Below are 12,850 nucleotides of genomic sequence, written 5' to 3'. Positions count from 1 at the left end.
GAACTCAGCAAGTGAACTCAGCAGGTGAACGGTGAGAAGGGGATACCTCGGTGGACATGGCATGGCCGGGAAATGAGCTCGAAGAGGTACTGGCCGCGTCGGTCGGGAACCCCGCCGCGGGCGGCCGGCTGATCGAGGTGCTGGGGCGCAGCAACCTCTGGGTCCCGCTGCCCAACGGCGGTGGGCAGGACAGCGGTTCGCTCGATCTGCCCACCGTGGACATCGACGGCGGTGCCTATGTCCCCGTCTTCAGCTCCGAGGCGCAGTTCCTCCAGTGCGTCGGCTCGCACTACTCCTTCGCGGTGGCCCCGGCGGTGGAGTTCGCCCGGGGGCTGCCGCCGCAGCTCGGCGTCGCGGTGAACCCGGGCGGTGCGGTCGGTATGCCGCTGCCGCCGCCCGCCGTGGCGGAACTCTGCCGCAGTGGCCGTACGTCGCTCGACGGGCCCGCGACCGGCGGCCGGGTGCGGCTCTTCGAGCCGGACTGGCAGGAGGAGCCGGTGGACTTCCTCGCCGCTGCCGCGGGCGAGTTCGAGGAGTCGGGTGTGGTCCGCTCGGCCCGCCGGGCCCTCGCCTCCATCGAGGGCGGCGACCCGGTCCTCTTCGTCGGGGTCGAGTTCGCGACGTGGGACGGCGCGGGCCGCAACGCCCCGATGGACGCGCTCGGGCGCGCCCTGCACCGGGTCGAGGTGCCCTGGCCGGTCAATCTCGTCCTGCTGGACGTGGCCCAGGACCCGGTCGCGGACTGGATGCTGGACAAGGTCAGGCCGTTCTACGTCAGGACCGAAGCCGCGGGACCGGTGCTGTAGGACGCCGCCCGCGCGGGGAACCGGAGCCCGGTGCCGTTCGGGCGCCGGGAACCAGCGGCGCCCTAAGCTGGTCTGATGCACGGGGGCCAGTAAGCGGATTGGCCAAAATCGCACGGAGCGGACCGGACTGACCGGGCGGACCGGACACCGCGAGCCGGGTGCCGGTGCGTGGAACGTCAAAACGGGTGGATCGAAGAGGGGCGGAAACCAGGGTGAGCGCGTCGGGCACGGCGGCCGGGCAGGTCGAGCAGATGCTGCTCCAGGTGACCCCCGGGCGGTACGACGCCTACGAGGCACTGCTGCAGGCACTCGGCGACAGCCAGGTCTGGATGCTGCTCTGGCACGGCCAGGCCGGGTCACCTGACGCCCAGTACGGGAACATGGAGATCGAGGGTCTCGGTTACGCCCCGTGTGTGACGTCCGCACAGGAACTGGCCGTCTCCGGCTGGAACCGTTCGCACGAAGTGGTCACAGGCCGTGACATCGCCCGCTCCCTCTACCCCGACCACTGGGGAATCTGGCTCAATCCGCATGCCCCCGGCGGTGGCGTCGGCATCCCCTGGACCGATCTGCGGCGTATCGCCACCGGCCTCGACCGGATGCCGGCCGGACCGCTGCGGCTGTCCGAGCCGGCCATCGAGATCCCGCAGTTCTACGCGCTGCTCACGCAGAGCGCCCACCACACCCCGGCCGTCCGGTCGTTGAGCCGGGCCTGGGTGCAGCCCGCGCTCGGCACCCCGTACCTGGCCATCGGGCTCGATCTGTACGACACGAGCCAGCAGTCCGTGGATTCGGTGCGGGCGATGATGCAGCAGTCGATCGCAGCGGTGCCCGAGGGGCTGCCCGTCTCGACGGTGGCGCTGTCGGACGCGTACGACCCGGTCGGCATGTGGCTGCGGGCCAACTCCCGGCCCTTCTACGACCGTGAGGCCCACGCGGCCCCCCATCCCGCGGCGGGATACGGCTACCCGCCGGTAGGCTGAGTGCACCAATTAAGCCGTCAATAGCGGCTGTTGGGCGTGATGTCCGAACTAGCGCATTAGTGAGGAAGTTTTCCGCTCAGCCGGTCCCGGCGTCCGGATAACGGAAGCTCATTAACCGCATCACGGTTGCGCAAACATTCACCTTCAGGTCTGGCGGGTGATCGCAACCGCAATGAAGACTCCCCGCTACGAGCATCGTCGTGTCCTTGTGCGACGTGCGATGAGTACATTCCGTCACTTCAGCACAGTGGCATCACCCGATGCGCTTGATGCACAGCAGCCGCCACCGCGGCAGGTACGGGCCGGCCACCGCCGGCCGGGAGGGGTCAAAGGCACTGTGACCGCACCGATCGAGACCACCGGATCGACTGCCGAAGCGCAGCCGGAGGCAGTACTCACGGGGGCCACGCAGAGCCAGATCGAGGGCCGTTCGCTCGGCCGGATCGCCTGGACGCGTTTCAAGCGGGACAAGGTCGCCATGGCCGGCGGGATCGTCGTGATCCTGCTGGTGCTGGTCGCCATCCTGTCCAAGCCGATCCAGGCGATGTTCGGGCTGGACCCCAACGACTTCCACCAGAACCTGGTCGACCCGGCTCTGCTGGCGCCCAAGGGCAGCTTCGGCGGGATGAGTTGGAGTCACCCGCTGGGTGTGGAACCGCAGACCGGCCGGGACATCCTCGCGCGCATCATCGAGGGCTCCTGGGTCTCTCTGGTGGTAGCCGCGGGGTCGACGCTCCTCTCGGTCGTCATCGGCGTGGTGATGGGCGTCGTGGCCGGCTTCTACGGCGGCTGGGTGGACAGCGGCATCAGCCGCCTGATGGACACCTTCCTGGCGTTCCCGCTGCTGCTGTTCGCGATCTCCATCTCGGCCTCGCTGCAGGGCAACGCGTTCGGCCTGAACGGTCTGACACTCCGTATCTGCGTCCTGATCTTCGTGATCGGCTTCTTCAACTGGCCCTACATGGGCCGTATTGTTCGCGCGCAGACGCTCAGCCTGCGTGAACGCGAGTTCGTCGAGGCCGCCCGCTCACTGGGCGCACGCGGCCCCTTCATCGTCTTCCGCGAACTGCTCCCCAACCTGATCGCGCCGATCCTCGTCTACGCGACGCTCCTGATCCCCACCAACATCCTCTTCGAGGCGTCCCTGAGCTTCCTCGGCGTGGGCATCCAGCCGCCGCAGGCCTCCTGGGGCGGCATGTTGTCCACCGCGGTCGACCTCTACCAGGTCGACCCGATGTTCATGGTCATCCCCGGCGTGGCGATCTTCATCACCGTGCTGGCCTTCAATCTGCTGGGGGACGGGCTGCGCGACGCACTCGACCCCCGTGGCAAGTAATCGCGGCCGTGCCGCACACCGGACAACCGAGGGGGCTTTCCTCAGCATGAAGAGCAGAAAGACGGCAGCGGCAATAGCCGCGACGGTAGCGCTGGGGCTCGCTGCCACCGCTTGCGGGAGCAGTGACAGTGGCAGCGGGGGCAGCCACGGCAAGGCAGACGCAGCTCTGACCAGCATCGTCAACAAGACCGACAAGAAGGGAGGAACGGTCACTTACGAGCACGCCAGTGGCCCGGACTCCCTGGACCCCGGCAACACGTACTACGGCTGGGTGCAGAACTTCTCCCGGCTCTACGCGCGTGCGCTGGTGACCTTCAAGCCGGCTCCCGGCAAGGAAGGGCTCAAGATCGTGCCCGACCTGGCGACGAGCCTCGGCAAGGCCACGCCGGACGCCAAGACCTGGACGTACCACATCCGCAAGGGCGTGAAGTTCCAGGACGGCTCCGTGATCACCTCGAAGGACGTCAAGTACGCCGTCGAGCGGACCTTCGCCCGTGAGGCGCTGTCCAACGGTCCGACGTACTTCAGCACGTACCTCAAGGGCGGCGACAAGTACAAGGGTCCCTACAAGGACAAGTCGGCCGACGGTCTCAAGTCCATCGAGACGCCGGACGACTCCACGATCGTCTTCCACCTGAGCAAGCCGTTCGCGGACATGGACTACCTGGCGTCTCTCCCGCAGTCGGCTCCGGTGCCGCAGAAGGCGGACAAGGGCGCCTCGTACGTCCAGCACATCGTGTCATCCGGCCCGTACGAGATCTCCTCGTACAGCGAGAGCCGTGGCGCGACGCTGGTCCGCAACCCGCAGTGGGACCCGAAGACGGACCCGATCCGCAAGGCGCTGCCGGACAAGATCAAGCTGAACTTCAACGTCCAGCCGACGACCGTCGACGAGCACCTGCTCAACGACACCAGCACCGCGGACATCGCCGGTACGGGTCTGCAGTCCAAGACCCAGCCGAAGGTCATCACCAAGGCCTCCGAGAAGGCGAAGACGGACGACCCGTACGCCGGCGCGCTGCAGTACCTCGCGCTGAACGTGCATGTGAAGCCGTTCGACAACGCCGACTGCCGCAAGGCCGTGCAGTACGTCACGGACAAGGCCGACATGGTCGACGCCATCGGCGGTGAGGTACGTGGCGACCCTGCGACGACCGTCATTCCGCCGGGGATCTCGGGCTACAAGAAGTTCGACCTGTACCCGACCGCCGGCAACAAGGGAAACGTTGCCAAGGCCAAGCAGTACCTGGCCAAGTGCGGTAAGCCCAACGGCTTCAAGACGACGCTGACCGCGCGCTCCGACCGTCCCGACGAGGTCACCAGCGCCACCCAGCTGCAGCAGAGCCTGAAGAAGATCGGCATCGTCGCCGACATCAAGACGTTCCCGGCGGACAAGTACTTCACCGACTTCGCGGGCGTCCCGGACTGGGTCCACAAGAACAACGCCGGAATGATGATGATGGCGTGGGGCGCCGACTGGCCGGCCGGCTTCGGCTACATCGACCAGATCGTCGACGGCAAGGCCATCAAGGCGTCCGGCGGCACCAACCTGATGGAGCTCGACGACCCGAAGATCAACGCGGAGATCGTCAAGGGCATCGGGACGCTGGACAACGCGAAGCGCCTCGCCACCTGGAGCAAGGTCGACCAGATGGTGATGGAGAACGCGTCGCTCGTGCCGCTGTTCTACCGCAAGAACCTGCTCTACCGCCCGGACTCGGCGGCGAACGTAACGGTCAGTCAGGCGTACCTCGGCATGTACGACTACGCGCTGATGTCCTCGACCAAGTAACAACACCTGTTCATCGACAGCACCCCCTGAAAGGCAGGTGAAGGCGCCGGGACGGACGGGCCTACCCCGTCCGTCCGACCCGGCGCCGCACGGCTGTGGCTGCGTACATCATCCGACGCGTATTCGCCGCGGTGTTGCTGCTGCTGGTGGTCAGCGCAGTCACCTTCGCGATTTTCTTCCTCGTCCCCCGTCTCGGCGGGCAGACGACCGACTCCATGGCCGCCCAGTTCGTGGGCAAGAGCCCCGACCCCGCGACGCTCGAAGCGGTCAAGAAGAACCTGGGGCTCGATCTGCCCCTCTACGAGCAGTACTGGCACTTCATCAAGGGCATCGTCGTCGGCGCGAACTACCACTTCGGGCCCGACCCCGCGGTGTGCCACGCGCCGTGCTTCGGCTACTCCTTCAAGACCCACTCCGCTGTCTGGCCCGAGATCGAGCAGCGTGTCCCGGTGACGCTGTCACTCGCGGTCGGTGCGGCGGTCATCTGGGTCGTCACCGGTGTCGCGACCGGTGTGGTCTCCGCGCTCAAGCGGGGCACCATCATCGACCGGCTGGCGATGGGCGTGGCCCTGGCCGGCGTCTCGCTGCCGATGTTCTTCACCGGTCTGGCCTCGCTCGCCCTGTTCAGCTTCCACTGGACGATCTGGGGGGATCTGCGGTTCGTCCCGCTCTCGGACAATCCGGCCGAGTGGGCCTGGAACCTGATCCTCCCCTGGTGCACTCTCGCCTTCCTGTACTCGGCGCTCTATGCCCGGCTCACCCGGGCCGGAATGCTGGAGACCATGGGCGAGGACTACATCAGAACCGCGCGGGCCAAGGGGCTGCGGGAGCGGAACGTGGTCGTCAAGCACGGCCTGCGCGCCGCGCTCACCCCGCTCGTCACCATCTTCGGCATGGACTTCGCGCTGCTCATCGGCGGCGCGGTCATCACGGAGACCGTCTTCTCCTTCCAGGGGATGGGGGCCTACGCCATCCAGGGCGTGACCCGCAGCGACCTTCCGATCGTCATGGGCGTGACGCTGGTGGCCGCCTTCTTCATCGTTATCTGCAACCTGCTGGTGGACCTTGTGTACGCCGCGATCGACCCCCGGGTGAGGCTCTCATGAGCGACGTGCGCAAGAAGGGTTCCGACGAGCCCGCGAAGGGCGAGCCCGCGAAGAGCGCCCCGGCGGGAGCGCCGTCCGCGGACGGCACGAGCTTCCTGTCGGTCCGTGACCTGCGGATCCACTTCGACACCGACGACGGCCTGGTCAAGTCCGTCGACGGCGTCAGCTTCGACCTGAAGGCCGGTCAGACGCTCGGCATCGTCGGCGAGTCCGGCTCGGGCAAGTCCGTGACCTCACTGGGGATCATGGGCCTGCACAACTCGGACCGCGCGCGGATCTCCGGTGAGATCTGGCTCGACGGCGAGGAGCTGATCGGAGCAGGGCCCGAGCGGGTCCGTAACCTCCGCGGCCAGAAGATGGCCATGATCTTCCAGGACCCGCTGTCGGCGCTGCACCCGTACTACAGCATCGGCGCGCAGATCGTGGAGGCGTACCGCGTCCACAACAAGGTCGACAAGAAGACCGCGCGCTCGCGTGCGGTCGAGATGCTGGACCGGGTCGGCATCCCTGAGCCGCACCGGCGCTTCGAGGACTATCCGCACCAGTTCTCCGGCGGTATGCGCCAGCGCGCGATGATCGCGATGTCCCTGGTCAACAACCCCGAACTGCTCATCGCCGACGAGCCGACGACCGCCCTTGACGTGACCGTCCAGGCGCAGATCCTCGACCTCATCCGCGATCTGCAGAAGGAGTTCGGCTCGGCGGTCGTCATCATCACCCACGACCTCGGCGTCGTCGCCGAGATCGCGGACGAGCTCCTGGTGATGTACGCGGGCCGCTGCATCGAGCGCGGCACGGCCGAGAAGGTCTTCTACGAGCCCCAGCACCCTTACACCTGGGGGCTGCTGGGCTCCATGCCGCGCATCGACCGTGAGCAGACCGAGCGCCTGGTGCCCGTCAAGGGCTCCCCGCCCAGCCTGATCAACGTGCCGTCCGGCTGCGCCTTCCACCCGCGCTGCCCGTACGCCGACGTGCCCAAGGACGACCTCACCCGCACCGAGCGTCCGGAGCTGCGGGAGAGCACGGAGGGGCACTTCTCCGCGTGCCACATGACGAAGGCCCAGCGGGAAAAGATCTGGACCGAAGAGATTGCGCCGAAGCTGTGACTGATCAGAACAAGAAGGCTCCGCAGGCTCCCGAGGCTCCGAAGGTCCCGCAGCAGACGTCCAAGTCCGAGGAGGTCGCCGCGGCCCCCGCCAAGGACGCCGGGGCTGAGCCGCTGCTCAAGGTCACCGACCTGGTCAAGCACTTCCCGATCACCAAGGGCGTGCTCAAGCGCAAGGTGGGCGCGGTCCAGGCCGTGGACGGTCTGTCGTTCGACGTGTACCCGGGGGAGACCCTGGGCGTCGTCGGTGAGTCGGGCTGCGGCAAGTCGACCATGGGCCGGCTGATCACACGGCTGCTCGAACCGACCGGCGGCAAGGTCGAGTTCGAGGGCAGGGACATCACGCATCTGTCCGCCGGGCAGATGCGGCCGATGCGCCGCGACGTCCAGATGATCTTCCAGGACCCGTACGGCTCGCTGAACCCCCGGCACACCATCGGCGGGATCGTCGGCACCCCCTTCAGGCTCCAGGGCGTCGAGCCCGACGGCGGCGTGAAGAAGGAGGTCCAGGGCCTGCTGGAGCTGGTGGGCCTCAGCCCCGAGCACTACAACCGGTACCCGCACGAGTTCTCTGGCGGCCAGCGCCAGCGCATCGGTATCGCCCGCGCGCTCGCGCTGCGGCCCAAGCTCGTCGTCGCGGACGAGCCGGTCTCGGCGCTGGACGTATCGATCCAGGCGCAGGTGGTCAACCTGCTGGACGACCTCCAGAGCGAACTCGGCCTGACCTACGTGATCATCGCGCACGACCTCTCGGTCATCCGCCATGTCTCGGACCGGATCGCGGTGATGTACCTCGGGAAGATCGTCGAGCTGGCGGACCGCAAGTCGCTGTACGAGTCGCCGATGCACCCGTACACCAAGGCGCTGCTCTCGGCGGTGCCGGTGCCCGACCCCCGGCGCAAGGGGGTCAGGAGCGACCGGATCAGGCTGGAGGGCGACGTCCCGTCGCCGATCTCGCCGCCGGCCGGCTGCCGGTTCCACACCCGGTGCTGGAAGGCGACGGAGATCTGCGGGGTGCAGGAGCCGCCGCTGCTGCAGCTGCGGACCGGACACCAGGTGGCCTGCCACCACCCGGAGAACGCGCCCGACCAGGCGCCCGGTGAGGAACGGCTGCCGCAGGCGCGCGAGGCGGCCGAACTGGTCTCGGTCGCGAAGCCCGATGCGGTCGCGGAGCCCGAGGCGGCGGTGGAGCCCGAGCCGGCCGTGGAGCCTGAGGCGGCGGTGGAGCCCGAGGCGGATGCTAAGCCCGAGCAGGCTGAGCCCGAGCAGCCCGGAAAGAAGCAGCCCGAGAAGCAGCAGTCGGCCGAGAAGCAGTCGGCCAAGAAGCAGTCGGGCAAGGACAAGAAGTAGTACAGGTCGGTCATGACGAGTTGGCAAAGTCATGTACATGCCTAAACGGGAGAGTGCAGAGTCAGCGTGTCCGTAACAACGGCGCACGCACGAAGGGCAGACTCTTGGCGCTCTCCCGTTCGGCACGTCTGGCCGCCCTCGCCACCGCGACGGCCGCCCTCTGTGTCATCGCTGCCGCTCCGGCACCCTCACCAGGTTCGGCCGGAATCGGCGATCCCTACTTCCCGCAGCTGGGCAACGGCGGCTTCGACGCCCTGCACTACGGCCTGGACGTCGCGTACAACCCGGACACCGGCCGGCTCGACGGCCGTACGACGGTCACGGCGCGAGCCACCCAGAACCTCTCCTCCTTCGATCTGGACCTCCAGAAACTGACGGTCGCATCGGTCGAGGTGAACGGCGGACACGCGCGCTTCACCCGCTCCGGCGACGAGATACGCATCACCCCGGCAGGCCCGCTGCGCAAGGGCCGTACCTTCACCGTGCGGGTCGTCTACGGCGGGGTGCCACAGGCGCTCAGCGGCCCGATCGTCTTCGGGTCCGACTACGGCTGGATGAAGACCAAGGACGGGGTCTTCGTCGCCTGCGAGCCCAACGCCGCCTCCACCTGGTTCCCTTCGAGCGACCACCCCTCGGACAAGGCGGCCTTCGACATCACCATCAAGGCGCCCAAGGGGCTGACCGGGGTCTCCAACGGGCGGCTGCTCTCCACCCGTACGCAGGGCGCGTCCACCGTCTCGCACTGGCGCGAGTCCCGGCAGATGGCCACCTATCTGGCCACCGCCTCCATCGGCAAGTTCGACGTCAGGACCGGCCGTACGCCCGCCGGAACGCCGATCTATGTGGCCATCGACCCGGTGCTCGCCCACAGCAACGCCGTTGATGTGTACGCCGTGACGGCCGAGGCCACCGACTACTGGTCGAAGCTCTTCGGCCCCTATCCGTTCGAGGAGACGGGCGCGGTGGTCGACGACATGCCGCAGGCAGGCTTCTCGCTGGAGACGCAGTCCAAGCCGAGCTACTCCGCCGTACGCAACGAGTCGACGATCGTGCACGAGCTGGCCCACCAGTGGTTCGGCGACTCGGTCTCGGTGAAGCAGTGGAAGGACATCTGGCTGAACGAGGGCTTCGCGACCTACGCCCAGTGGCTCTGGGACGAACACCAGGGCAAGCGCTCGGCCCACGACACCTTCATCGCCGAGTACAACGCCACGCCCGCGAGCTCCGATTTCTGGCGGACGAAGGTCGCCGACCCGCAGCGCGACACGATGTTCGCATCAGCGGTCTACGACCGGGGCGCGATGACGCTGCAGGCGCTGCGCGAGCGGATCGGGGACAAGGCGTTCTTCCGGCTGCTCCCGGCCTGGACGAAGGCGCACCGCTACGGCAACGCCGACACCGGACAGTTCACCGCGCTCGCCGAGAAGATCTCCGGGCAGCGGCTCGGCGCCTTCTTCGACGCGTGGCTGCGCACCTCGGACAAACCGGCGCTGTAGGGGCGCAGTGCCGCTGGTGTACGTGCGGCGGGGGTAGAACTGTCGAGTGCTCCATGATCTGTTCAACACCTCCGTCCAGCACGCGCTCGATCTCGTCGGGATCTTCGTGTTCGCGATCTCCGGCGCGCTCCTCGCCGTCCGGAAGAACTTCGACGTCTTCGGGATCGCGGTGTTCGCCGAGGTCACGGCGCTGGGCGGCGGGCTGTTCCGCGACATCGTGATCGGCGCGGTGCCGCCCGCCGCCTTCACCGACCTCGGGTACTTCATCACCCCGCTCATCGCGGCCGCGCTGGTCTTCTTCCTCCACCCGGAGGTCGAACGCATCCAGGCCGGCGTGAACGTCTTCGACGCGGCCGGACTCGGGCTCTTCTGTGTGACCGGCACCACCAAGGCGTACGACTACGGGCTCGGCCTCACCGCATCCGCCGTCATGGGACTCGCCACCGCGGTCGGCGGCGGTGTGCTCCGTGACGTCCTGGCCAACGAGACGCCCTCGCTGGTGCGCTGGGACCGCGATCTGTACGCGGTGCCGGCCGTGGTGGGGGCGACGATGGTGGCCCTCTTCATCCGGTTCGACCTGCTGAGCACCACCACGGGCTGCGTCGCCGCGCTCACCTGTTTCGTGCTGCGGCTGCTCGCGCTGCGCTTCCACTGGCGGGCCTCGCGGGCCTGGAACAGGCGCTCGTCCGCTGTGTCTACCGACGAGTAACCTTGCGGTGTACGGTGCAGGTTATGGCACAGGTATCCATCGGGGACAGCGAGTTCGACCGCGACACCGCAGTCACCCGACGTGAAGAAGGCGTCTACGACGCGGAGCTCTCCGCGGGCTGGACCATCATCCAGGCGGTCAACGGCGGCTATCTGCTGGCTCTGATCGGCCGCGCGCTCGGTGACGCCCTCCCGCACTCCGACCCGTTCTCGGTCTCCGCGCACTATGTGACCGCCTCCCGCCCGGGGCCCGCCGTGATCCGCACGCAGACCGTCCGCAGCGGCCGCACACTCTCCACCGGCCAGGCGTCGCTCTTCCAGTACGCGGAGGACGGCACCGAGGTGGAGCGGATCCGGGTGCTCGCCTCGTACGGTGATCTGGACGCGCTCTCCGACGATGTGCGCACCACGGCCGAGCCGCCGTCGATACCGCCCATCGAGCACTGCCTGGGCTCGGACGACGGCCCGGCGCCCATCCCCGGCTCGTCCGCGATCACGGACCGCCTGATGCTGAAGCTGGACCCGGCCACCTGTGGCTGGGCGGTGGGCGCACCGTCCGGCAAGGGTGAGATGCGGGCGTGGTTCGGTCTCTCCGACGGCCGCGACGCGGATCCGCTCTCGCTGCTGCTGACGGTGGACGCGCTGCCGCCGACCGCTTTCGAACTGGGGCTCAAGGGCTGGGTGCCCACAGTCGAACTGACCACGCACATCCGGTGCCGCCCCGCGCCCGGCCCGCTGCGCGTGTCGATCGTCACGCGCAACCTCGCCGGCGGCTTCCTCGAGGAGGACGCGGAGGTGTGGGACAGCGCCGACCGCCTGGTGGCCCAGTCCCGGCAACTGGCCCTGGCCCCGCGGGGATAGAGGGCGCGGGCGGGGTGCGGCACAGGGGTGCCAGCCGCGCGGCCCTCGGGAGTCCTGTCGCGCCACTGGCTCAGTCGAGCCAGTGGCGCCGCCCCAGGCTGACCAGCCGCATCTGCCGCCGGGCCGTCCCCTGTGCCCGCTCCGAAGCCTCGGGACCCTCCTCCGCCGCCTCCAGCAGGACTGACGCGGTCATCACCATGTGGTCCACATAGAGGCCCGCCAGCATCAGCAGGTCGTCCTCGCTCCACCGGCCGGCCCCTGGTTCGGCTGCGAACGCCGCCGCCACCTCCGTGGTGAACAGCCGTAGTTGCGCCGCTATCGCCGCGCGCACCGGCTGGACGCCGCCATGCCGTTCGCGGGCGATGAACCGGACGTGCGCGGGGTGGGTGCGGACCAGGGCGGCGATCAGGTCGACAGTGGTACCGATCCGCACCTCGCTGTCGCCGGTCTCCGCGAGAGTGGCGGCGATCAGCCCGTGCAGCGAGCCCAGGGTCTCCTCGACGAGTGCCACGCCCAGGTCGGCGGTGTCCCGGAAGTGCCGGTAGAAGGCGGTCGGTGCGACGCCCACGGCGCGGGTCACCTCGCGCAGGCCGAGGCTGGACAGGCTCTGCTCCTCCAGCAGGCCGAGCGCCGCGTCCAGGAGGGCCTGGCGGGTCTTCTGCTTCTGGGCCTGACGGATGCCCACGGTGTGACTCATGCCATTCAGTAAACAACCGTTCTCCGCCGAAGGGAAGAGTAGACTCAGTGGTCAGTGAACAGTCGTACTCACAATTGTTCACTCAACCCGATCCGTCGTGCGCCGCACCGGGCGCACCGAAAGGACAGTGATGATTGCCCTCGTCGCGCTTCTCCTCGTCTTCGGAGTCGTGCTGGGTGCCGTGGCCCACTTCCCGCTCTCCGTCTCCCTGATCGCCGCAGCGGTCATCGGCTGCTGGCTCGCCGTGTTCGCCGTGCGCGAGCGCCTCGGCCGCGGGCGCGTCGCCGAGCGCCTGAACAAGTAACCGAGCGCCTCACCACGTCAAGGGAGCTGCATCATGGAACTCACCGCATCCGCCCGCACCAGGACCGGCACCCGCGACGCCGACGGCATGGCTGTCGCCGCGTTCGTGCTCGGCCTGCTGGGTCTGCTCGTACTGAACATCGTTCTCGGCCCCACGGCCATCGTGTTGGCCGCTCTCGCCCTCTGGCGCGGCACCGCCCGCCGTGGCCGCGCCCTGCTCGGCCTCGCCCTCGGTGTGGCCGACCTCGTGGTCCTGGCCACCGTCTTCACGTCGAGCGGCGGCGTGATCTGGAACTTCGGCGGCTGA

At 68.3% G+C, this 12,850-nt stretch carries 13 protein-coding genes; 12 read left to right on the top strand and 1 reads right to left on the bottom strand.

Features of this window, described 5'->3' with window-relative positions:
• The first annotated feature begins 56 nt into the window (after positions 1 to 56).
• The 10 genes from G3I19_RS03165 to G3I19_RS03120 all read left to right on the top strand — a co-directional run bounded on the left by G3I19_RS03165 (position 57) and on the right by G3I19_RS03120 (position 11,543).
• A complete protein-coding gene (locus G3I19_RS03165; RefSeq protein ID WP_164259212.1) occupies positions 57 to 806 on the top strand; it encodes an enhanced serine sensitivity protein SseB in 750 nt (249 codons plus the stop codon).
• A gap of 212 nt (positions 807 to 1,018) precedes the next feature.
• Positions 1,019 to 1,789, top strand: a complete 771-nt coding sequence (locus tag G3I19_RS03160) for an enhanced serine sensitivity protein SseB C-terminal domain-containing protein (protein WP_164259210.1) — start codon at positions 1,019 to 1,021, stop codon at positions 1,787 to 1,789.
• A 337-nt stretch (positions 1,790 to 2,126) separates the two neighbouring features.
• Complete coding sequence (locus G3I19_RS03155) at positions 2,127 to 3,125, top strand: ABC transporter permease (protein ID WP_164259208.1); 999 nt, start codon at positions 2,127 to 2,129, stop codon at positions 3,123 to 3,125.
• Positions 3,126 to 3,171: 46 nt separating this feature from the next.
• The gene (locus G3I19_RS03150; protein WP_164259206.1) at positions 3,172 to 4,917 is read left to right on the top strand and encodes an ABC transporter substrate-binding protein; all 1,746 of its coding nucleotides are present in this window, start codon (positions 3,172 to 3,174) and stop codon (positions 4,915 to 4,917) included.
• Between the two features lie 95 nt (positions 4,918 to 5,012).
• Positions 5,013 to 6,023 (top strand): ABC transporter permease, encoded by a 1,011-nt coding sequence (locus tag G3I19_RS03145; RefSeq protein ID WP_164259204.1) that lies wholly within the window; start codon positions 5,013 to 5,015, stop codon positions 6,021 to 6,023.
• Positions 6,020 to 7,129 (top strand): ABC transporter ATP-binding protein, encoded by a 1,110-nt coding sequence (locus G3I19_RS03140; protein ID WP_164259202.1) that lies wholly within the window; start codon positions 6,020 to 6,022, stop codon positions 7,127 to 7,129. Before G3I19_RS03145 ends, G3I19_RS03140 begins: the two co-directional genes overlap by 4 nt.
• 113 nt (positions 7,130 to 7,242) lie before the next feature.
• Positions 7,243 to 8,478: a dipeptide ABC transporter ATP-binding protein gene (locus G3I19_RS03135; RefSeq protein WP_239073933.1), complete on the top strand. Its 1,236-nt coding sequence runs from the start codon at positions 7,243 to 7,245 to the stop codon at positions 8,476 to 8,478.
• Between the two features lie 104 nt (positions 8,479 to 8,582).
• A complete protein-coding gene (locus G3I19_RS03130) occupies positions 8,583 to 9,974 on the top strand; it encodes a M1 family metallopeptidase (protein WP_164259198.1) in 1,392 nt (463 codons plus the stop codon).
• Between the two features lie 46 nt (positions 9,975 to 10,020).
• Positions 10,021 to 10,683, top strand: coding sequence for a trimeric intracellular cation channel family protein (locus tag G3I19_RS03125; protein WP_164259196.1), 663 nt, complete (start codon positions 10,021 to 10,023; stop codon positions 10,681 to 10,683).
• A gap of 23 nt (positions 10,684 to 10,706) precedes the next feature.
• Positions 10,707 to 11,543, top strand: coding sequence for a thioesterase family protein (locus tag G3I19_RS03120; RefSeq protein WP_164259194.1), 837 nt, complete (start codon positions 10,707 to 10,709; stop codon positions 11,541 to 11,543).
• Positions 11,544 to 11,613: 70 nt separating this feature from the next.
• On the opposite strand, the gene G3I19_RS03115 is transcribed toward G3I19_RS03120, so the two are convergent.
• Entirely contained in the window at positions 11,614 to 12,240 is a 627-nt protein-coding gene (locus G3I19_RS03115; RefSeq protein ID WP_164259192.1) for a TetR family transcriptional regulator, read from the bottom strand.
• Between the two features lie 130 nt (positions 12,241 to 12,370).
• On the opposite strand from G3I19_RS03115, the gene G3I19_RS36770 reads away from it, so the two are divergent.
• Complete coding sequence (locus tag G3I19_RS36770) at positions 12,371 to 12,544, top strand: hypothetical protein (RefSeq protein ID WP_203599084.1); 174 nt, start codon at positions 12,371 to 12,373, stop codon at positions 12,542 to 12,544.
• A gap of 33 nt (positions 12,545 to 12,577) precedes the next feature.
• Positions 12,578 to 12,850 carry a DUF4190 domain-containing protein gene (locus G3I19_RS03110; RefSeq protein ID WP_164259190.1) on the top strand — a complete coding sequence of 91 codons (273 nt, stop codon included), beginning with the start codon at positions 12,578 to 12,580 and terminating at the stop codon, positions 12,848 to 12,850.

This window comes from Streptomyces sp. SID10853 (assembly GCF_010548145.1).
Lineage (GTDB): Bacteria > Actinomycetota > Actinomycetes > Streptomycetales > Streptomycetaceae > Streptomyces.
This window is presented reverse-complemented; position numbering and strand designations above follow the sequence as displayed.